The 21052-nt window shown below is 71.0% G+C and carries 20 protein-coding genes and 1 riboswitch; of the genes, 9 read left to right on the top strand and 11 right to left on the bottom strand.

The annotated features are described in order from the left end of the window. Positions 1-250: 250 nt before the first annotated feature. Positions 251-1774, top strand: coding sequence for an MFS transporter (locus E1286_RS16380; RefSeq protein ID WP_132613356.1), 1524 nt, complete (start codon positions 251-253; stop codon positions 1772-1774). A gap of 56 nt (positions 1775-1830) precedes the next feature. Here E1286_RS16380 and E1286_RS16375 read toward each other — a convergent pair whose 3' ends face one another. Together E1286_RS16375 and E1286_RS16370 are read right to left on the bottom strand one after the other, a co-directional pair. After that, complete coding sequence (locus E1286_RS16375) at positions 1831-2226, bottom strand: cold-shock protein (RefSeq protein ID WP_132613354.1); 396 nt, start codon at positions 2224-2226, stop codon at positions 1831-1833. Between the two features lie 93 nt (positions 2227-2319). Beyond that, on the bottom strand, positions 2320-2928 hold the full coding sequence (locus E1286_RS16370; RefSeq protein ID WP_246074904.1) for an HAD family hydrolase: 609 nt from the start codon (positions 2926-2928) through the stop codon (positions 2320-2322). A gap of 242 nt (positions 2929-3170) precedes the next feature. Between E1286_RS16370 and E1286_RS16365 the strand changes: the two genes are divergently transcribed. After that, positions 3171-3788, top strand: a complete 618-nt coding sequence (locus tag E1286_RS16365) for a TetR/AcrR family transcriptional regulator (RefSeq protein WP_132613352.1) — start codon at positions 3171-3173, stop codon at positions 3786-3788. Between the two features lie 16 nt (positions 3789-3804). Here the strand turns inward: E1286_RS16365 and E1286_RS47845 are convergent, their stop codons facing one another. Then, the gene (locus E1286_RS47845) at positions 3805-4341 is read right to left on the bottom strand and encodes a hypothetical protein (protein ID WP_165969760.1); all 537 of its coding nucleotides are present in this window, start codon (positions 4339-4341) and stop codon (positions 3805-3807) included. A gap of 268 nt (positions 4342-4609) precedes the next feature. On the opposite strand from E1286_RS47845, the gene E1286_RS47840 reads away from it, so the two are divergent. Further along, the gene (locus tag E1286_RS47840; RefSeq protein ID WP_165969759.1) at positions 4610-4939 is read left to right on the top strand and encodes a hypothetical protein; all 330 of its coding nucleotides are present in this window, start codon (positions 4610-4612) and stop codon (positions 4937-4939) included. Positions 4940-5016: 77 nt separating this feature from the next. Further along, positions 5017-7350, top strand: coding sequence for a helicase C-terminal domain-containing protein (locus E1286_RS16355; protein ID WP_132613350.1), 2334 nt, complete (start codon positions 5017-5019; stop codon positions 7348-7350). Here E1286_RS16355 and E1286_RS16350 read toward each other — a convergent pair whose 3' ends face one another. Further along, a complete protein-coding gene (locus E1286_RS16350; RefSeq protein ID WP_132613348.1) occupies positions 7351-8664 on the bottom strand; it encodes a hypothetical protein in 1314 nt (437 codons plus the stop codon). Positions 8665-8943: 279 nt separating this feature from the next. Here E1286_RS16350 and E1286_RS16345 point away from each other — a divergent pair, with 279 nt between their 5' ends. Next, positions 8944-9291, top strand: a complete 348-nt coding sequence (locus E1286_RS16345; protein WP_132613346.1) for a hypothetical protein — start codon at positions 8944-8946, stop codon at positions 9289-9291. Between the two features lie 114 nt (positions 9292-9405). Further along, on the top strand, positions 9406-11052 hold the full coding sequence (locus tag E1286_RS16340) for a DNA repair helicase XPB (protein WP_132613344.1): 1647 nt from the start codon (positions 9406-9408) through the stop codon (positions 11050-11052). A 201-nt stretch (positions 11053-11253) separates the two neighbouring features. Here E1286_RS16340 and E1286_RS16335 read toward each other — a convergent pair whose 3' ends face one another. Next, positions 11254-11571, bottom strand: a complete 318-nt coding sequence (locus E1286_RS16335; protein ID WP_132613342.1) for a hypothetical protein — start codon at positions 11569-11571, stop codon at positions 11254-11256. A 120-nt stretch (positions 11572-11691) separates the two neighbouring features. On the opposite strand from E1286_RS16335, the gene E1286_RS16330 reads away from it, so the two are divergent. Then, positions 11692-13743, top strand: a complete 2052-nt coding sequence (locus E1286_RS16330; protein ID WP_132613340.1) for a HelD family protein — start codon at positions 11692-11694, stop codon at positions 13741-13743. A 64-nt stretch (positions 13744-13807) separates the two neighbouring features. Beyond that, complete coding sequence (locus tag E1286_RS16325) at positions 13808-14338, top strand: YbhB/YbcL family Raf kinase inhibitor-like protein (RefSeq protein ID WP_132613338.1); 531 nt, start codon at positions 13808-13810, stop codon at positions 14336-14338. Between the two features lie 54 nt (positions 14339-14392). Here E1286_RS16325 and E1286_RS16320 read toward each other — a convergent pair whose 3' ends face one another. The 6 genes from E1286_RS16320 to E1286_RS16295 form a co-directional block, all read right to left on the bottom strand. Beyond that, complete coding sequence (locus E1286_RS16320; RefSeq protein ID WP_132613336.1) at positions 14393-14623, bottom strand: hypothetical protein; 231 nt, start codon at positions 14621-14623, stop codon at positions 14393-14395. A gap of 150 nt (positions 14624-14773) precedes the next feature. Beyond that, positions 14774-16399, bottom strand: a complete 1626-nt coding sequence (groL, locus tag E1286_RS16315; protein WP_132613334.1) for a chaperonin GroEL — start codon at positions 16397-16399, stop codon at positions 14774-14776. A gap of 325 nt (positions 16400-16724) precedes the next feature. Further along, positions 16725-16925 carry a cold-shock protein gene (locus E1286_RS16310; protein ID WP_132613332.1) on the bottom strand — a complete coding sequence of 67 codons (201 nt, stop codon included), beginning with the start codon at positions 16923-16925 and terminating at the stop codon, positions 16725-16727. Positions 16926-17170: 245 nt separating this feature from the next. Then, entirely contained in the window at positions 17171-17446 is a 276-nt protein-coding gene (locus E1286_RS16305; protein ID WP_132613330.1) for a MoaD/ThiS family protein, read from the bottom strand. Between the two features lie 24 nt (positions 17447-17470). Next, the gene (gene thrC, locus E1286_RS16300) at positions 17471-18703 is read right to left on the bottom strand and encodes a threonine synthase (RefSeq protein ID WP_132613328.1); all 1233 of its coding nucleotides are present in this window, start codon (positions 18701-18703) and stop codon (positions 17471-17473) included. Between the two features lie 13 nt (positions 18704-18716). Continuing rightward, positions 18717-18857, bottom strand: a riboswitch (SAM riboswitch). A 79-nt stretch (positions 18858-18936) separates the two neighbouring features. Further along, positions 18937-19491: an RNA polymerase sigma factor gene (locus E1286_RS16295; RefSeq protein ID WP_111178496.1), complete on the bottom strand. Its 555-nt coding sequence runs from the start codon at positions 19489-19491 to the stop codon at positions 18937-18939. A gap of 117 nt (positions 19492-19608) precedes the next feature. On the opposite strand from E1286_RS16295, the gene E1286_RS16290 reads away from it, so the two are divergent. Beyond that, the gene (locus E1286_RS16290; protein ID WP_132613326.1) at positions 19609-21033 is read left to right on the top strand and encodes an alpha,alpha-trehalose-phosphate synthase (UDP-forming); all 1425 of its coding nucleotides are present in this window, start codon (positions 19609-19611) and stop codon (positions 21031-21033) included. Positions 21034-21052: the final 19 nt, after the last annotated feature.

Genomic DNA, 21052 nt, shown 5'->3' with positions numbered 1-21052 from the left:
CATCCCAGGACCTGCGGGCGCCGACAACCGCGGATCTCGGTGGGAGATCCGCCGAATCGGCCCTGCGCCGGCGTTGCCCGGCGACCTCGGATCTCCCGCGGCGGCTCGTCCGAATCGCCCCGGGACCAGCGTCTCCCGGCGACCTCGCGTCCCCTGCGGAGACGTGTCCGCATCGGGCCGGGGGCGGCGTTGTCCGGCAACCTCAGATCTCCCGCGGAGAGGGCCCCCGAATCGGGTAAGACTGGTAGGCGTGGAGGGTGGCTGGCAGCGGGCACGTGAGGTGTCCCGGCGGATGGCGCACGGCGTCGCCGACGCCGGACGCGCCTGCGCGCGCGCCGGAAAGGCCACCGTGGGCGGCACGGCGCGGGCCGGCCGGGTCACCGCGACCGGCGCCAGGAAGGTCGGCCACGCCGCCCGCAAGCTCACTTACGCCAACGGCGCCGGCCGCACCGGGCTCGGCCGGCTGATCGAGCTGTCGGCCGGCAACAGCGCCTGCGACGCGATGGTCACGGTCGCGCTGGCAAGCACGGTGTTCTTCGGCGTGCCGGTCGGCGAGGCGCGCGGCTCCGTCGCCCTCTACCTGGTCATCACGATGCTGCCGTTCGCGCTGCTGGCGCCGTTCGTCGGGCCGATCCTCGACCGCTTCAGGTCGGGGCGCCGCTACGTGATGGCCGGCACGCTGTTCGGGCGCGGCCTGCTGTGCTTCGCGATGGCGGCCGCGGTGGGCCCCGGTGACCTGCCGACGCTGTTCATCGGGGCACTGGGCGTGCTGGTGCTGTCGAAGGCGTACAACGTGTCGCGGGCGGCGATCATGCCGAGCGTGTTGCCCGCCGACATCACTCTGGTGTCGGCGAACGCGCGGGTGGCGCTGTTCACGCTGGTCTCGGCCGGAGTGCTGGTGCCGGTCGGCGCGGGGCTGACCGCGTGGCTGGGCAGCGCCGCCGTGCTGCGCGTCGCGATGGTGGCCTTCCTGCTGCTCGGCGTGGCCGCCGTACGCCTGCCGCGCCACATCGACTCGCCCGACCTGGAGGAGGAGGGCGCGGCCCCGCGCTGGCGCACCCTGCTCAAGGTCGGCCCCGCGGTGGCCGAGGCCGTGTGGGCCAACGTGGCCGTCCGGGTCTTCTCCGGGTTCCTGCTGTTCTTCCTGCTGTTCCTCGTGCAGGACGGCGCGGTGCCGTGGCTGGCGGCCGAGGAGCCGTGGGCGCGCGACCAGTTCTTCGACATCCCCAAGACGATCGCGCTGCTCGCGGGGGCGGCCGGGCTGGGCGGCCTGCTCGGAGCCGTCGTCGCCAACTGGACGCGCAACCACTCTCCGCAGGTCATCGTGCTCATCACGCTGGCCGTCACGGCGGCGACCACCGTGGTCTCCGCGATCCTCTTCGGCGTGTGGACGGCCCTGGCGATCTCGCTGGTCGCGGCGTTCGCGCAGGAGCTCGGCAAGCTGGCGCTCGACGCGATCGTGCAGCGGGAGATCGGCGAGGAGGTGCGCTCGTCGACGTTCGGGGTGGTGGAGGCGGTGCTGCAGCTCGCCTGGGTGTCGGGGGGCCTGGTCGGGCTGGTGCTCTCGCTGACGCGCAGCTCCACGGCGGGGCTGGCCACCCTGGCCGCCGCCCTGGTGGCGGCGCTCGGCTGGCTGCTGCTCTCCCGTCGCAGGCGGGTGCGCGCCACCGAGGACGATCTCCGCCGCCGGCGCGCCGAGGCCGCCGCCCACTCCGACCAGCACCGCACCGACACCCTCGACCCGACCAAGCCGCTCACCAACCCCAACGGCTGAGCGTCCGCACCGGCGCCGCGGCCGGACGAGCCGGCCGCGGGACCGGGACGCCCGGGTCAGTCCTCCAGGTCGTCGGCCACGGCCCGCAGGACCTGGGAGATCTTCTTGGCGTGGGCGGCGTCGGGGTGCTTGCCGCGTCGGTACGACTCCGAGACGACGTCGAGCAGTTTGATGAGGTCTTCGACGATGACCACCATCTCGTCCGGCTTCTTCCGCCTGCCCTTGGGCTTGGTCTTGGCCAGGGTCGGAGGTTGCTCAAGGATCCTCACGGACAGGGCCTGCTGGCCCCTGCGGCCCTCGGCCACGCCGAACTCCACCTTCTGGCCGGGCTTCAGCGGGCCCGCACCGGGAGGCAGCGCGGATGAATGCACGAAGACCTCACCGCCGTCGTCGCGGGTGAGAAAGCCGAAACCCTTGTCGGCGTCGTACCACTTGACCTTGCCACTCGGCACAGGACGACCTCGTTCAAACAGTCGAAAAGAAGGACGGATGGATGTAGGTTATGCCCCGCGAAGCGCCAGGGCGAGCGGGTAAATGCCGGGGAATTACCGGGCCTCGTGATGTTCGCGCCAGGCGGTGAACCAGGCGCCGAATTCGGTCAGGTCGCCCAGCGCCACATCCGCACCGTGATCACGCAGCTCTCCCACCGTGTAAGGGCCGGTCGCAACTGTCACGCTCACGGCGCCGCCGGCGCGCGCCGCTTCGATGTCCGCGACATGGTCACCAACATAAGCCGACGCGCCGAAGCGCGCGAGTGCCGATCCCTTGGCGGATCCGAAAAGGGAACCGACCACTTCGTCCACATCCAGCTTGAGCGCGGTGACCGTGCTGACCGCGTCGCGGACGTTCTTGCCGGTCACCACGATGACCCGGCCGCCGGCCCGGCGTACGGCGTCGATGGCCTCGTGGGCGCCGGCCATGGTGGTGTGCGCAGGAACCCCCATTTCCGGATAAATCTGCCTATAGAGGTCGGCGGCTGCGGGGACCTCCGCGGCGGGCAACCAGTTGGCGAGCTCCGCCTCCAACGGCGGCCCCAACCTTCGCACGATGGCCGCGCTGTCAAATGGCACGCCCAATCGCACGGCCAGCTCGTCGTAAACCGCCGCGATCCCGGAACGCGTGTCGGCCAATGTCATGTCCAGGTCGAATCCCACCGATGGCGTCACCCCAGCAGGATGCCAAACCAGCCCCTTGACCGCGTAACGAGCATTGTTCTGGAAGCCGGGGAATGAGAAGAAAGGAATTGCTTGTCGCAGAGGCGCCGCGGCCGTGGGCGAACGCGCGCCAGACCGGCCCGCCCACCGCACGGATCCGCCCTTCGCCCCGGCTCGGGCGATCCGCAGCCGAAGGGCCTTTCCACACCGACTACTCTCCTTACGGAGGTATCAGCGTAGATATGAGCAGATCGACCCGTGAGCGGATCATCGACGAGGCCCTGCGGCTCTTCGCCGAGCGTGGCTACTCGGCGACGTCCGTGGCCGAGATCGAAGCCGCCTCGGGGCTGTCCCCCGGCGCCGGGGGTCTCTACCGGCACTTCAAGTCCAAGTACGAGGTGCTCGCCGCGGCGATCAACGAGCACGCCGCCCGCACCCGCACCCAGGTGGCCGGCAGCCTGGCCGAGCTGAACGCCATGGAGACGTCGGTGGCCCTGGAGGAACGCCTGTCGCACGTGTGCCGGGCCGGGCTGGCGAAGGTGCGCGAGGAGTCGGAGCTGACCCGGGTCTTCTTCCGCGACCTCAGCCAGTTCCCCGAGCTGGTCGCCGTCGTACGCGAGGGGCTGCTGCAGCCCATGTTCGACGCCATCGTCACCTGGTTCCAGGACCAGCCCGAATACCGCGACGCCCAGGTCGACTGGACGGGCATCGCGGCCGTGCTCGGCGGTTCCGTGGTGCACTACCGGCTCTTCCAGGAGACGGTGGGCGAGATGCCGGGGTACGCGGAGAAGGACCAGTTCGTCGCCGCCTGGGTACGGCTGGCCGTCGGCCTGCTCCCGAGCCCCGCCCCAGTGAGCTGACGCCCCAGCCGGCGTCTCAGCCGGCGTCGAGCAGCCGGTAGGCCAGCCAGACGACGCCCAGCCCCGTACCGACCATGAACATCGTGCCGCTGACGTCGAAGAACTGCGCCACGAACTCCCCCAGCCCGGCCTCCACCCCGACGCGCACGCCGCCGACGACCACTCCGCCCACGGAGTAGCCCAGGATCGGCGCGCCGATGCCGAGCAGCTTGTCGCGCAGTTTCCAGCTCTCGCTGATCAGCACCATCGTGGCGGCCGCCGCCCAGACCACCAGCGGCACCGGGAAGATCGCCAGCGGCCGCAGGTCGAACGGCACCAGCAGCGCCGCCACCACCAGGATCACCATCGCCGCCGCGTCGCGCGGGTACTCCTTGAGCAGAGTCCTGGCGTCCCGCCCGCCGGTGGCCATCGGATTGGCCCCGGCCATGGCGAACCGGCGCAGCCCCGCGAACGGCATCCCCCGGCCCCTGCTCAGCCGCTCCCGCGCGACCCGCCGATGCTCCCGCACCCCGGGCGGCAGCCCGGCGTCGTCCGCGACGGCCGGGAAGCGCAAGGTCACCTCCCCGGGCGCAGAGTCCCCGAACGCTTCGGACGCGAAGCCCGCGGAAGCGGCCGCCGGGGAAAAGTGCGCGGCCGAAACAGCCGGGCTCGAAACAGCCGGGCTCGCGACAGACGGGCTCGAAGCAGGCGCGGGCGAAGCAGGCGCGGGCGAAGCAGGCGCGGGCGAAGCAGGCGCGGGCGAAGCAGGCGCGGGCGAAGCAGGCGCGGGCGAAGCAGGCGCCGGGATCGGCGGGGCCGAAGCCGGCCCGGAGATCGGAACGGTGGAAGCCGGTCCTGTGGCCGGCGCGGCGTCGTCCGGCCAGGTGGTCGTGACGGCGGCGCCCGGAGCGGTCGTCGGCGTGGTCGCGGCGCCTGGAGCGGCCGGCGCCGGGTGGCGTCTGGTGGGCACACCGGCCTCGGCCAGCCTGCGCTCCTCCCGCTCCACCAGGGCCACCGGATCCCCGAACCTGGCGAGCACCTTGGCCACGTCGCGCGGGTTCCGGCTGCCGTGCCGCTCCGCCTCGATCCTGGCCCGCAACCGCCGCGAGAATTCGAGCCGCTGGTCAGCCCTGAGCACGCCGTGGGCGGCGTCGGCCGCCTTGGAGACGTAGTTCAGCACGAGCTGGTCGGCGCGCTCTATCACGTCTAGCAATGCTGCCCCAATCAGGTGGGACATACCATGGCAACGATGGAGTTCACGGAGTGGATCAGGGGGCGCACCGACGAACAGCTGCGGGCGCTCGTCTCCGCGCGTCCCGAGTTGATCACTCCGGTGCCCGCGCATCTGGAGGGCCTCGCGTCCCGCGCGGCCAGTCCTTCGGCGATCGGCAGGGTGCTCGACCGGCTCGACCGGTTCACGCTGGCGGTCGTGGAGACGCTGGCCGTACGGGAAGACCCGGTGTCGAAGGACGAGCTGCGCGACCTCGTCGGCGCCGCGCTCGACCCCGGCGAGGACCCGGAGCCCGCGCTGTCGTCCGCCCTTGAGAGGCTGGCCGACCTGGCGCTGGTCTACGGCCCCGACGACGCGCTGGAGCTCGGCCCCGGCGTGCGCAAGGTGCTCGACGACCCGGCCGGGCTCGGCCCGAGGGCCGCCGACGCGTTCCGGCACCACCCGCCCGAGCAGCTGGAGGAGATGGCCGACGCCGTCGCGCCGAGCACCCCGGGCTCGGGCAGGGAACGGCTGGCGGCCGCGCTGGCCGAGCCCGCGGAGCTGGTCGAGTCCGTCTCGCCCGCGGCCAGAGCCGCCCTCGACCAGCTGGTGTGGGGCCCGCCGACCGGGCGGGTGCCCAACGCCCGCCGCGAGGTACACCTGGCCTCCGCACGTTCCCCCATCGAGGAGTTGCTCGCCCGCGGCCTGCTGGCCGCCACCGGCGAGGAGAGCGTGACCCTGCCCCGGGAGGTCGGCCTCCACCTGCGCGGCGGCCGGGTCCACCGCGACCTGCTGGCGGTGCCGCCGCAGCTGCGGGGCGCGGCCCGCGACCGCGAGCTGGCCGACCGCACGGCCGCCGGGCAGGCGTTCTCGTTCGTCAGGTCCGTCGAGGAGCTGTGCGAGCGGTGGAGCATCGAGCCGCCGGGGGTGCTGCGCACCGGCGGGCTCGGCGTCCGCGACCTCAAGCGCACGGCGGTCGAGCTCGACCTGCCCGAGTGGGTGGCGGCGCTGGTCGTCGAGGTGGCCCACGCGGCCGGGCTGATCGCGGCCGGCGGAGGCGTCGACGGCGAGTGGCTGCCGACCTCGGGCTACGACCTGTGGCGGGTCAGGGGCACGGCCGACCGCTGGGTCACCCTGGCGGTCACGTGGCTGCACATGGATCGGGTGCCCGGCCTGGTCGGCGAGCGCGACGACCGCGACCGGCCGCTCAACGCCCTCCACACCGACCTGCGCCGCTCGTCCGCGCCGAGCGTGCGGGCGGCCACGCTGGGCGTGCTGGCCGCCGCGCCGGGGCTCGCGCCCGACCGTGACTCCGTGCTCGCCCGGCTGGCGTGGGAGCAGCCGCGCCGCCGGGGGCCGTTGCGCGAGCAGCTCACCGACTTCGCGCTGCGCGAGGCCGAGCAGGTCGGCGTCACCGGGCTCGGCGCGCTGTCCGGGCACGGCCGGGCGCTGATCGAGGGCGGCGACGCCGCCGAGGTGCTCGCGCCGCTGCTGCCCGAGCCGGTCGACCACGTGCTGCTCCAGGCCGACCTCACGGCCGTCGCCCCGGGGCCGCTGACCAGCGAGCTCAACCGCTGGATGACCCTCACCGCCGACGTCGAGTCCAAGGGCGGGGCCACGGTCTACCGGTTCAGCGAGGGCTCGATCCGGCGGGCGCTCGACGCGGGCCACGGCGGCGAGGAGCTGGTCGCGATGCTGGCCCGCCATTCGGCCACACCGGTGCCGCAGGCGCTGTCGTACCTGGTGACCGACGTGGCCAGGCGGCACGGGCGCATCCGGGTGGGCACGGCGAGCGCGTACATCCGGTGCGACGATCCCGCGCTGCTCGACCAGATCACCGCCGACCGCCGCTCGGCCGCGCTGCGGCTGCGCCGGCTCGCGCCGACCGTCATCGCCTCCCGCTCGCCCCGGGCGGCGCTGGTCGACTCGCTGCGGGCCATGGGGTACGCCCCGGTCGCCGAGTCGCTCGACGGCGATGTGATCATCTCCCAGCTTGAGAGCCGCCGTACCGAGAGCGTTGCGCCGGCCCGGGTCGTGGCCTCGCCCAACGGCCTCGACCCCGAGGTCGCGACGGCGGCGGTGCGCGCGCTGCGCGCCGGTGACGCGGCCCATCTGTCCCGGCGCGAGCCGGTGGACGCACCCGACGGCCAGGTGCCGCGCTCTCCGGCGACGGCGACGATCTCGGCGCTGCAGGAGGCGATCAAGCAGGGCGTACGGGTGTGGATCGGCTACCTCGACTCGCAGGGCAACGCGACCTCGCGCATCCTGGAGCCGGCCCGCATGGAGGGCGGCTATCTGACCGCGTACGACGAGACACGCGCCGCCGTCCACCGGTTCGCGCTGCACCGCATCACGGGCGTCGCCGGTCTCTGATCACGCGCGCGGCAGCGCCAGTGACCGCGCGGCCACCACGGCGGCGGGCCCGTGGCCGGTCTCCAGGCGGCGCAGGTGGCGTACGGCGTCACCGGGGTAACGCACGGCCAGCGCGCCGCCGAGGGCCGCGGCCGCCGTCACGCGCACGTCCCCGGGCCCGTCCGCCCAGGCCAGCGCGATCCCGAGGGCCTTCGGGGCGAGGGCGTCGTCGGCGCACATCGACGACAACACGCCGGCCGCCGCCGCGCGCTCCGCCGCGTTCCCGCGCGCCCAGACCTCCAGGAACGTATGCCGTACTTCCGCGAACGAGTGCGCCGCGAGCAGCGCCACGGCCTCGGCGGCGGACGCCCGGACGGCGGGGCCCTCGCCCGGCAGCGACAGCGCCCAGTCGCGCAGCGGCTGCCACAGCCAGAAGCCGTACCGGACGACCAGCTCCGCCAGCACCTGCGCGCGCTGGTGCGGGGCCAGGAAGGCGACCAGCCCGTCCCGTGACCCGACCAGCGGGCAGGACGGCGGCCGCTCGCCGCTCTCCCCGCAGAGCCGCTCCAGCCGGGCGAGCTGCCGGTCGAAGGCGGGCGCGGGCAGCAGGTGCGCGAACGCCGGCGCCGCCACCGCCAGCACCTCGCGCAGCGGCGGCTTGGTGTCGAACCAGGCCGCCACCTCCTCCCCCTCAGCCTCCTCGCGCCGCGCGACGCGGGCGGCCAGGCGGACGACCTCGGCGGGCGTCGCCAGCAGATGGGCGGTGCCCCGGGCTCGGGCGACGTCCTCGGCGCTCACCCCGTCCCGCCGGTCGAACGTGCTCAGGCACAGGTCGAACAGCTCCCCCGGCTCCGGCGCGACCCACGGGTGCTCCACCTCGACCGCCGCGGACGGCCCGCCGTCCCTGGTGATCACCAGGTACGACCCCAGCTCGGCCAGCTTGCGGGCCAGGTTGACCAGCGCGGTGCGGTCGGTGCTCACCGTGACCCAGTCGTGCAGCAGGTACGCCCGCCCCGGCTCGTACTCGGTGCCGGTGAGCAGCTCGCGCGCGGTGGCGGCCGGCGACAGCACGGTGATCCGGCCCTCGGCCAGCGACATGCGTGACAGCAGCGCGATCGCACCGAGCCGCCGCCCGGTCCCCTCCTCGCCCACGAGCACGAGCAGGCGGCACGCGGCCAGCCGGCGTACGCCCTCGGAGAACCCGGCGGGCTCCAGGTAGGAGCGCAGCAGCCCGTCGGCCTCCCGCCGGCTCAGGTCGCGCGTGACCGGCCCGGCCACGGCCGCGCGACTCCGGGTGAGCATGTCGATCTCGCCCTGTTCAGGCGTTTCCGTCACGAATTCACCTCGGGAATCAGCAGGAAGGGGTTCTCTCAGGACATGGGGCGGCACCCGGCAATCGAGGCCCACCACCATGGCACGATCGAAGGCTCCGGGAGACACGAAGAACGACAGAGAGGGATTATTGCTCTTTACGGGCTAGGAGCCCCGTCCAGACGGACTAGTCACGGCCGCGACCCCTTACCGGGCCGGGCTTCGCTCCGTCTATCGTGAACTCGCACACCGGCCAGGCCGCGGGTCATTTCGTGATAAGTGTTGACGTGTCTGGAGGTGAAGATGAGCCAAGACCCGCCGGGATATCCGTACATGCCGTATGGCACGCCCTACGGCGAGCAGCCGCCACCGCAGTACGGCTACGGTCCACCGCCGCCCCCGCCCAATGACGGGCCCATGGCCAACGCCATCGTCTCGCTCGTGCTCAACCTCCTCGCGCTCGTCAGCTGCTGCAACTTCCTGGGAGCGCCCGGCGCGATCTGCGCCGGCCTCGCGCTGAGCAAGCACCGCACACAACCGCGGGCCGCCCGCACCCTGGTGATCTGGAGCTGGGTGCTGTTCGGCCTGGGCTTCGTGCTGGGCATCGGCACGTTCCTCTTCCTGGGCTTCAGCGGCTACCTCGAAAGCTGACGCCGGACTAATCACGGCCTCGCTGTTGTTGGAGAGTCGGAGCGGGGGAGCCGGGATCAGGAGACGATGGTCCTGTTGCGCAAGGCCCCGCACTGACCCCACGGAGAAACGCAAGTGAGCGATGGACCGCTGATCGTCCAGTCGGACAAGACGCTGCTGCTCGAGGTCGACCACGAGCGAGCCGACGCATGCCGCAAGGCGATCGCGCCGTTCGCCGAGCTCGAGCGTGCCCCCGAACACGTCCACACCTACCGCGTCACCCCGCTCGCGCTGTGGAACGCCCGCGCCGCGGGCCACGACGCCGAGCAGGTCATCGACGCGCTGATCGGTTACAGCCGATACCCGGTGCCGCACGCCCTGCTCGTCGACATCGCCGAGACCATGGCGCGCTACGGCCGGCTGCGCCTGGAGAAGGACCCGGTCAACGGCCTCGTCCTGACCTCCATCGACCGCGCCGTGCTCGAAGAGGTGCTGCGCTCGAAGAAGATCCAGCCGATGCTGGGCGAGCGCATCGGCGACGACTCCGTCGTCGTCCACCCGAGCGACCGCGGCAACGTCAAGCAGGCGCTGCTCAAGCTGGGCTGGCCGGCCGAAGACCTGGCCGGTTACGTCGACGGCGAGCACCACTCGATCAAGCTGCTGGAGGAGGGCTGGTCGCTGCGCCCCTACCAGCGCGACGCCGCCGACGCGTTCTGGAACGGCGGCTCCGGCGTGGTCGTGCTGCCCTGCGGCGCCGGCAAGACGATCGTCGGCGCGGCCGCCATGGCCCACGCCCAGGCCACCACGCTGATCATGGTCACGAACACGGTCTCGGCCCACCAGTGGAAGACCGAGCTGCTCAAGCGCACCTCCCTGACCGAGGACGAGATCGGCGAATACTCCGGCACGAAGAAGGAGATCCGCCCGGTCACCATCGCCACCTACCAGGTGATGACCACCCGCCGCAAAGGCGTCTACAGCCACCTTGAGCTGTTCGACGCGCGCGACTGGGGTCTGATCGTCTACGACGAGGTCCACCTGCTGCCCGCGCCGATCTTCCGGATGACCGCCGACCTGCAGGCCCGCCGCCGCGTCGGCCTGACCGCGACGCTGGTGCGCGAGGACGGCCGCGAGGGCGACGTTTTCTCGCTGATCGGGCCCAAGCGCTACGACGCGCCCTGGAAGGAGATGGAGAACCAGGGCTGGATCGCCCCGGCCGACTGCGTCGAGGTGCGGGTGACGCTGACCGACGAGGAGCGGCTGGCGTACGCGATGGCCGAGTCGGAGGAGCGTTACCGCTTCTGCGCCACCACGCCGTCCAAGACCCAGGTGACCGAGGCGCTCGTCCGCCGCCACCTCGGCGAGCAGGTCCTGGTGATCGGCCAGTACATCGACCAGCTCGACGAGCTCGGCGAGCACCTCAACGCCCCGGTCATCAAGGGCAGCACCCGGATCAAGGAGCGCGAGCGCCTCTACCAGGCGTTCCGCGACAAGGAGATCCAGGTGCTCGTGGTGTCGAAGGTGGCCAACTTCTCCATCGACCTGCCGGAGGCGGCCATCGCGATCCAGGTGTCGGGCACGTTCGGCTCGCGCCAGGAGGAGGCCCAGCGGCTCGGCCGGGTGCTGCGGCCCAAGGCCGACGGCGGGGGCGCCCGGTTCTACACGGTCGTCAGCCGCGACACGGTCGACCAGGAGTTCGCCGCGCATCGGCAGCGGTTCCTGGCCGAGCAGGGGTACGCGTACCAGATCATCGACGCCGACGACGTGCTCGGCGGGGTGTGACGCTGGGTGCCCGGCCGCTCGCGCCGAGCGGCCAGGCGTTCAGCATGGTCTCACGTCCACGAGACTCCGCGGGTCGAAGACAGTCGAACCACCCCCCTCACCTGCGTACTATCACGCCGCCTGCGACATACCCCCATGATCCGACAAACCCACCTGATATGCCCGAATTTTTCGGTATTTCCTGGTTGTTCGGTTTCGGGGTCAGCGCACCAGCAGGCCACCGACGAACAGCACTCCCTCGGCCGCGATCCAGGCCAGCATCCCGGCGCCCATCACGCGGGTGAACGCACGCTGGTCACGGCGGGAGAAGGGCAGCAGCCAGGCGCCGGCCGTGCAGACGGCGGCCACCGCGGCGAACAACCCCGACACACCGGTGACCGCGCCGAGCCGCTGCGCGCACGCCGGCTGCCCATCGGCGCAGAACGCCTGCAGCCCCCACCCCGCGAACACCGACAGCGCCCAGAGCGCCGCCAGCAGGAAGCTCGCGATCGTGGGGATGATCGGCGAATACCGCACCACGTCTTGGGCGTACCCCACCCCCGCTCGGTAAATGCTTTGGAAGCGTGTCGGAGTCACCACTAAACTGGCGGATTCGCTGCCTTAGACCACCTCCGAAAACCCACAGGGAGGCGCTTCCGCATGCCCGCATCCCAGCTGGCACCCGACATACCCTCTGACGTACTCGCCGCCGAGCAGGCCCACCTGGCCGCGTCCAGGGCCGCGCTCAAGGCGATGCGCGAGCACGCGCAGTCGCTCTCGGCCGACGCGGCCGGCGACTGGGTGTCGCAGCAGATCCTGCAGTCGCTGCTCGACCAGCGGGTGGCCGCGCTCGCCGACCACCCCGACACACCGCTGTTCTTCGGCCGCCTCGACCGCGAGGCCCCTGAGCGAACGAGCGCGCGACCGGAGCGCGACGAAGGAGCCGAGGAGGAGCAGGCCGACCTGCCCACCACGATCTACGTCGGTCGTCGCCACGTCCACGACGGCCACAGCAAGCCGCTGGTGATCGACTGGCGGGCGCCGGTGTCCCGCGCGTTCTACCAGGCGAGCCCGGCCGACCCGATGGGCGTAGCACGCCGGCGCCGCTTCGGCTACCACGGCGGCGCGCTCACGGCGTTCGAGGACGAGCCCCTGGGCGAGGGCGTCGAGCTCGGCCCGTCGAAGATCCTCACCGACGAGATCGAACGCCCCCGCACGGGCCCCATGCGCGACATCGTCGCCACCATCCAGCCCGACCAGGACGAGATCGTTCGCGCCACGCTGGCCCAGACGGTCTGCGTGCAGGGCGCGCCCGGCACCGGAAAGACCGCCGTCGGCCTGCACCGCGCCGCCTACCTGCTGTTCACCCACCGCGAGCGGCTGGCCAGGTCGGGCGTGATGATCGTCGGCCCCAACCGGGCCTTCCTGTCCTACATCTCCTCGGTGCTGCCCGCCCTCGGCGAGGTCAAGGTCGACCAGACGACGGTGGCCGGGCTGCTCGGCGAGCACGCCGCACCGGAGGATCCGCTGGTCGCGGCGGTGAAGGGCGACGCCAGGATGGCGGCGGTGCTCGACCGCGCGCTCTGGCTGCACATCGTCAAGCCGGAGGAGGGCGTCGTCTACACCCAGGGCGTCTACCGCTTCCGGGTGGCCGACTACGAGGTACGCGAGATCGTCGCCTCCCTGCGCGGCACCACCCGCTACAACCCGGGGCGGGCGGCGCTCGCGCAGCGGCTGGCGCACATGGTGCTGGTCCGGATGGAGCAGCGCGGCGAGTCGCCCGACGACCGGGTGCAGGACGCGGTGGCGCGGTCGAAGCCGGTCAAGCAGCTCGTGGAGGCGGTGTGGCCGAAGCTGACGCCGGAGCAGGTGCTGTACCGGCTGCTTTCGGACCGCGAGTTCCTCGCCAAAGCCGCAAAGTCGGACTTGCCGCCCGAAGAGCAGGAAATGCTGATCTGGCGGAAACCGTACCGGAGCTGGAAGTCGGCCAAATGGTCGGCCGCCGACGCCGCGCTCCTCGACGAGCTGCGCGACCTCATGGAGCGCACGCCGTCGCTCGGCCACCTGGTCGTGGACGAGGCCCAGGACCTGTCCGAGATGCAGCTGCGAGCCCTCGGCCGGCGCTGCCGCAACGGCTCGGCCACCGTGCTGGGCGACCTGGCCCAGGGCACCACGCCCTGGTCGACGAGCTCGTGGCAGTCGGTGCTCGAACATCTCGGCCAGCGCGAGGGCGAGGTCACGGAGCTGACGCTCGGCTTCCGCGTGCCGCGCGAGGTGCTCGACTACGCCGCCCGCCTGCTGCCCTCCATCGCCCCGGGGCTGGCCGCCCCGCGCTCGCTGCGCCCCGGCGCCGGTTCGCTTTCCGTACGCGCGGGCGGCTCGGTGGCCGAGGCGGCCAAGGAGGCCCTGGCGAAGGAGGGCTCCATCGGCGTGATCGTCCCCGACGCGCGGGTCGCCGAGGTCTCGGCGGCGCTGGCCGGCCTCCCCCACACGGTGCTCGACCCCGACTCCGCCGAGGACCACCGCCTGCTGGTCATCCCGGCCACGCTGGCCAAGGGCCTGGAGTACGACCACGTCATCGTCGTCGAACCGGCCGACATCGTCGAGGCCGAGCCAAGGGGCCTGGCCCGGCTCTACGTCGTCCTGACCCGAGCCGTCACGTCTCTCACGGTGGTGCACGACAGGCCGCTGCCGGCCGAGCTGACCGCATGACATCCGGCGGGTGCGGCCGATTCTAGGATGGCGGGGCAAGCAGCTCTCAACCTAGGAGGATGCCGTGCCCGCACCCCTTCCCCATGAACACCTGCCGTCGGTCCCCGCGCTCGTGGTCGAGAGCGACGACATCCGCGACGGTGAGACGCTCAGCGAGCTCCACGTCTTCAACGACTGGGGCATGTCGGGCCAGAACCAGTCGCCCCACCTGCGCTGGTCGGGGGCTCCCGAGGGCACGCGCGGCTACGCCGTCACCTGCTTCGATCCCGACGCCCCGACGGGCAGCGGCTTCTGGCACTGGGTGTCGTTCGACCTGCCGGCCTCGGTGACCGAGCTGCCCACGGGCGCGGGCACGGGCCCCGACTTCAAGGGCCTGCCGGAGGGTGTCGTCCACGCTCGCAACGACTACGGCGTCAAGGCGTACGGCGGCGCCGCCCCGCCGCCCGGCGACCCGCACCGCTACGTGTTCACGGTGCACGCCCTGGGCGTCGACAAGCTCGGCGTCGACAGCGACACCAGCCCGGCGGTGGTGGGCTTCAACATCACGGCTAACACCCTGGCGCGGGGCCACGTCATCGCCTACTACGGCGTCTGACGCGCGCGGCGCCCCGCCACGACCGGCGGGGCGCCGTCGCCCGGCTCAGCCCCGCTAGTAGGCGCAGGCCACCATGCCGGGGGCGATGTGGTCGACCAGCGGAATGCCGAACGACGAGACCGGCACGCACACCGGCGTCCGGTACGGCGTCAGCAACGCCCAGCCGGGCCCATAGCGGTGGTCGTCCCAGTAGTCGTCGTCGGCGTGGGCGGGAGCCGCCATCGCGGCGGCGGCGGCGAAGGACAGGACGGCGATGCCGGCCAGGCGCTTGCTGCGGGAAAACATCCTCTGCTCCTTGCGTGTGAGGTCGGTGTGGCCACCACTTTCCCGCACGCAGCCCGGCCGCCCCCTCGCGAAATGTCATCGGGGACGTACAGAAACAAGAACGGCCCGGAAAAACCGGGCCGTTCTGTCGTACGTCCGAGGCGAAAAGACCTAGAAGTCCATGTCGCCGCCGCCCGGCATGGCCGGAGCAGCAGGGGTCTTCTCGGGCTTCTCGGCGATGACCGCCTCGGTGGTGAGGAAGAGCGCCGCGATGGAGGCGGCGTTCTGCAGCGCCGAGCGCGTCACCTTGGCCGGGTCGATGATGCCCGACTCGAACATGTTGACGTACTCGCCGGAAGCGGCGTTGAGGCCCTCACCAGGGGTGAGGTTGCGCACGCGCTCCACCACGACGCCGCCCTCGAGGCCGGCGTTGACGGCGATCTGCTTCAGCGGCTCCTCGAGCGCCTTCTTGACGATCGCGGCACCGGTGGCCTCGTCGCCGTTGAGCTCGAGCTTGTCGAACGCCTTGGCACCGGCCTGCAGCAGCGCGACACCACCACCGGGGACGATGCCCTCCTCGACGGCCGCCTTCGCGTTGCGGACGGCGTCCTCGATGCGGTGCTTGCGCTCCTTGAGCTCGACCTCGGTCGCGGCACCCGCCTTGATGACGGCGACGCCACCGGCGAGCTTGGCCAGGCGCTCCTGGAGCTTCTCGCGGTCGTAGTCGGAGTCGGTGCGGTCGATCTCGGCGCGGATCTCGTTGACCCGGCCGGCGATCTGCTCGGCGTCACCGGCGCCGTCGACGATCGTGGTCTCGTCCTTGGTGACGACGACCTTGCGAGCGCGGCCCAGCAGGTCGAGGGTGGCGGTCTCGAGCTTGAGGCCGACCTCCTCGGCGATGACCTGGCCGCCGGTCAGGATCGCGATGTCGTTCAGCATCGCCTTGCGGCGGTCGCCGAAGCCCGGAGCCTTGACGGCGACCGAGCGGAACAGGCCGCGGATCTTGTTGACGACCAGGGTGGCCAGGGCCTCGCCCTCGACGTCCTCGGCGATGATCAGCAGCGGCTTGCCCGACTGGACGACCTTGTCGAGCAGCGGCAGCAGGTCCTTGTTGGCGGAGACCTTGCTGTTGACGATCAGGATGTACGGGTCTTCGAGCACGGCCTCCATGCGGTCGGAGTCGGTGACGAAGTACATCGACGTCATGCCCTTGTCGAAGCGCATGCCCTCGGTGAGCTCGAGCTCGAGGCCGAAGGTGTTGCTCTCCTCGACGGTGATGACGCCTTCCTTGCCGACCTTGTCCATCGCCTCGGCGATGAGCGCGCCGATCTCGGGGTCGGCGGCGGAGATGGAGGCGGTCGAAGCGATCTGCTCCTTGGTCTCCACGTCCTTGGCCAGCTTGGAGAGCTCCTCGCTGACGCGCTCGACGGCGGCCTCGATGCCCTTCTTCAGGGCCATCGGGTTGGCGCCGGCGGCGACGTTGCGCAGGCCCTCGCGCACCAGCGCCTGGGCGAGCACGGTGGCGGTCGTGGTGCCGTCGCCGGCGACGTCGTCAGTCTTCTTGGCGACTTCCTTGACCAGCTCAGCGCCGATCTTCTCCCACGGGTCCTCGAGCTCGATCTCCTTGGCGATGGAGACACCGTCGTTGGTGATCGTGGGAGCGCCCCACTTCTTCTCCAGCACGACGTTGCGGCCCTTGGGGCCGAGGGTCACCTTGACGGCGTCGGCGAGCTGGTTCATACCGCGCTCGAGACCGCGCCGGGCGTCCTCGTCAAACGCGATCATCTTGGCTGCCATAAGGCTAGACCTCCCAGATGCAGGGTGGCTTACAAGGACCGAGCCGACGCCCGCGACGGCATGGGTCAGCATCTCCGTTCGGCAGACCCCATCGTCTCGATCCGAGTTGGCACTCTGCTGCACAGAGTGCCAACGAACTGTTTAGCACTCTACCCTGCCGAGTGCAAGCGAACGCCTCCCCCACTGGGGTTTACGCCCAGCTCATGAAGTCTGTACGGCGAGCCGCCACGCGGCCCGCCGTACGAGAGTCGAGGAAACCAGGGCGACGGCCCGCACGGACTGCGCTGCCGTGCGAACCCGCCACGCGCTTGCCGGCGACCGATGATCAGACCGAGCGGACGGCCTCCGCCTGCGGCCCCTTCTGCCCCTGCGTGATCTCGAACTCGACGCGCTGACCCTGCTCGAGAGATCGATACCCGTCCATCAGGATCGCTGAGTAATGGACGAATACATCCTTACCACCGTCTACCGCGATGAAGCCGTAGCCCTTGTCCGCGTTGAACCACTTGACGGTGCCCTGCGCCACTTCCGACTCCTCTTACTTGTCTCACAGATCTCGCCCATTCCTCCGCGAGACCTGTAATCACCCGACTTAACAGAAAATCAGTCGAGACGATCGCCCTCGACCATACCTGTGGCAAGGGGTTTGGCAACAGAGTCAATCTGCGAACCACTATTTGCTCCGGCGCGAGTAGTACAACGTTAAATGAAACCGGAAAAGCAGAAGGCGCCCACTAGGGGCGCCTTCAGGAGTGTGGAGTCGGGCCGGGCTCAGCCGCCGGCGACGGCGGGGATGATGGAGATCTGAGTGCCCTCCGGGGCCGGGGTGTCGAGACCCTGGGCGAAACGGACGTCCTCTTCCCCAACGTAAACGTTGACAAAACGACGAATCTTGCCCGATTCATCCAGAATTCTCGCGCCGATCCCCGGGAAGTCGGAGTCAAGCTTGGCGAGCACGTCACGAAGCGTCGCGCCCTCGCCGCTGACCTCCGCGTTCCCCCCGGTGTAGGTGCGCAGAATGGTGGGAATCCGCACAGAAACGCTCATGATTTAACTTGCCTTTCCTGGTTGTCAGACAGTCGCGCGGAACGCGTCGAGAGAGGGCTTGATGACGGCCGTCGGCACGGCGTCGTCGCTGATCGCGTCGAGCGTCTTGAGGCCGTCGCCGGTGTTGAGCACCACGGTCAGGGCCTCGGGGTCGAGCTGCCCGGTCTCGGTGAGCTTCTTCAGCACGCCGACGGTCACGCCGCCCGCGGTCTCGGCGAAGACCCCCTCGGTCGAGGCGAGGAGCTTGATCGCCCGCACGATCTCGGCGTCGGTGACGTCCTCGACCGCGCCGCCCGTGCGCCGCGCGATGTCGATCACGTACGGCCCGTCGGCCGGGTTGCCGATGGCCAGCGACTTGGCGATGGTGTTGGGCTTGACCGGCTGCACGACGTCGTGACCGGCCTTGTACGCCGTCGACACCGGCGAGCACCCGGCGGCCTGCGCACCGAAGATCTTGTACGGGGTGTCCTCCACCAGGCCCAGCGCGACCAGCTCCTTGAAGCCCTTGTCGATCTTCGTGAGCTGGGAGCCCGAGGCGATCGGCACGATGATCTGCTCAGGGAGCCGCCACCCGAGCTGCTCGGCGATCTCGTACGCGAGCGTCTTGGAGCCCTCGGCGTAGTACGGCCGCAGGTTGACGTTGACGAAGCCCCACTTGTCGCCCATGGGGTCGCCGATCAGCTCGGAACAGAACCGGTTGACCTCGTCGTAGGTGCCGTCGATGCCGACGAGCCGCCCGCCGAAGACGCGGGCCATGGCGATCTTGGCCTTTTCCAGGTTGGCCGGGATGAACACGCACGCCTCGAGGCCGGCCCGCGCGGCGGCGGCGGTGACCGCGCCCGCGAGGTTGCCGGTGGACGAGCAGGAAAGGGTGTGGAAACCGAAGTTGCGCGCCGCTTCGACGGCCATCGCGACCACCCGGTCCTTGAAGGAGTGGGTGGGGTTTCCGGAATCGTCCTTCACATAAAGGGAGTTGATGCCGAGCGCTCGCCCGAGGTTTCCGGCCTTGACCAATCGCGTCCAGCCCGGGTTCATATTGGGCTTGGTGGTCACGTCAGCCGGAACGGGAAGCAGTGCGCGGTAGCGCCAGATGTTGGCGGGGCCTGATTCGATCTGCGCCCGCGTCACCTCGCCGAATTCGTAGGCCGCCTCGAGCGGCCCGAAACACTCTTCGCAGGCGAAGATGGGGCCGAGCGGGTAACGAGCGCCGCACTCGCGGCAGGACAGAGCGACAGCAGGACCAAAGTCGAGCGACATGAAGCGAGGCCTTCCCTCATCTTCGCCCACGGCCACCTTGACCGCGAACCGGAATTGGCACCTGTCCCGGTCGGCCTCGCCACGTCGCGAGTCACAAGCCGGGAGGGTTGCCGGGGCTTCGCAGGGCCGGTCCCTCCACCCCTCTGGATGAGCAATATGAAGTTGTTGAAATGGACTCTACCCGCCTAAGTGGCGGATATTACCACCCGTCTCACTGTACGAGACGCACGGTCTCAGCGGTAGTCGTCCCCCAGCACGGCCTGCACGTATTTGCGGGCCTGGTGGATGCGGGACTTCGCGGTGCCGAGCGGGATGCCGAGCTGCTCGGCCACCTCGTTGTAGTCGAGCTGGACGATGTCGCGCAGCACCAGCGCCTGCGCCAGGTCGGGCTTGTCTGCCTCCAGCGCCTCCATCGCGTCGAGCAGGTCGAGCCGCGAGCCGGCGATCACGCTCACCCGCCGCGCGTCGGGCTTCTGCATGGGCAGCTCGTCGGAGGTCTGCTCGGCCGCCCGGCGCTTGAGCGACCGGTACGTCGTGCGCGCGCAGTTGGCCGTCACGATGTGCAGCCAGGTGCTGAACCTGGCGCGCCCCTCGAACCGCCCGATGTTGCGGGCCACCGCCAGCAACGTGTCCTGCGAGGCCTCCTCGGCGTCCTGGTGGTAGGGCAGGATCCGCGAGCAGTGGCGCATCACATCGGGCTCGATCCGCGCCAGGAGCTCGCCCAGCGCGCGGTGGTCCCCCGCGGCGGCGGAGCGGGCGAGTTCCTCGGTTAGCTCATCAAGCGCCATAGCTGGGATCCTAGATCGAAGGGAGCCCGGTTGACGTCCTCCTTCCCGAAGGGGAGGGGATTCCAACCGTCGCGGCCCGGCCTTCCGCTCCACTGCCGGTCTCCTCGGAGGTATTCGATGAACAGCGTCCTGGTGGCCTCCAACAGGGGTCCGGTCTCCTTCACCGTCTCCGACGGAGGCGAGCTGACCATGAAACGCGGCGGCGGGGGCCTGGTCTCCGGGCTGTCGGGGGTGGTCAAGGACGACGGCGTGCTGTGGGTCTGCGCCGCGCTGTCCGACGGCGACCGCAGCGCCGTACGCCAGGCTCCCGAGGGGCGCATCGACCACGCCGGCTACGACACCGGCCCGCTGCGGATGCTGGACATCCCGCCGGCCACCTTCCACCGCGCCTACAACGCCGTGGCCAACTCCACCCTGTGGTTCGTCAACCACCTGCTCTACGACATCCCCAACGCGCCCAACTTCGGCACGAAGTTCGCCCGCGAGTGGGAGTCGTACCGCGACTACAACGGCGCGTTCGCGCTGGCGCTGGCCGGGGAGGCCGGTCACGGCGCCCGCGTGATGGTGCAGGACTACCACCTGACCCTGACCCCGGCGATGCTCCGCGCCGAGCGGCCCGACCTGCGCGTCGCCCACTTCAGCCACACGCCGTGGGCGCCGCCGGAATACTTCTCGCTGCTGCCCGACGAGGTGGCCCGCGAGGTGCTCGAAGGCATTCTCGGCGCCGACCACGCCGGGTTCCTCACCGACCGGTGGGCGCAGTTGTTCATGGACTGCTGCGAGCGGCTGCTCGGCGCCGAGGCCGACCGCGTCGCCCGCACGGTCACCCACCAGGGCCGCACGACCCGCATCGGCGTGCACGCCCTGGGCGTCGACGGCGCGGCGCTGCGGCGGCGGGCCGGCGAGCCCGACGTCGAGTCGCACATGACGGTGCTCAGGGAGCAGGTCGGCGACCGCAGGCTGATCGTCCGCATCGACCGTACCGAGCTGTCGAAGAACATCGTGCGCGGGCTGGTGGCCTACGGCGAGTTCCTGGCGGCCCACCCCGAGTGGCACGGGCGGGTGGTCCACCTGGCCTTCGCCTACCCGAGCCGCCACGACCTGCCCGAATACCGCGAGTACACCGCGTCGGTGCAGCGCTGCGCCCGGGAGATCGAGGACGCCTACGCCACCGAAGACTGGGCCCCGGTGATCCTCAACGTCGACGACGACTACCCGCGCTCCCTGGCCGCGTACCGGATGGCCGACGTGCTGCTGGTCAACCCGATCCGCGACGGGATGAACCTGGTCGCCAAGGAGGGCCCGGTGCTGTCGCCGCACTGCGCGCTGGTGCTCTCCCGGGAGGCCGGCGCGGCGGCCGAGCTGGGCCCGCACGCGCTGCTGGTCAACCCGTACGACATCAGCGGCACCGCCGCGGCGCTGCACGAGGCGCTGGTCATGCCGGAGGAGGAGCGCCGCAGGCGCCGCGACCGGCTGCACGCCGCGGCCACGGCGCTGCCCCCGGACAAGTGGCTGGCCGCGCAGCTCGACGCCCTAGCATGAGGGGGTCTCATCCCCCCGT

Origin of the sequence: Nonomuraea terrae (assembly GCF_004348995.1) — a bacterium.
Classification (GTDB): Bacteria; Actinomycetota; Actinomycetes; order Streptosporangiales; family Streptosporangiaceae; genus Nonomuraea; species Nonomuraea terrae.
The sequence above is the reverse complement of the archived record's forward strand: the minus strand, read 5'-3'. Positions and strand labels throughout refer to the sequence as shown.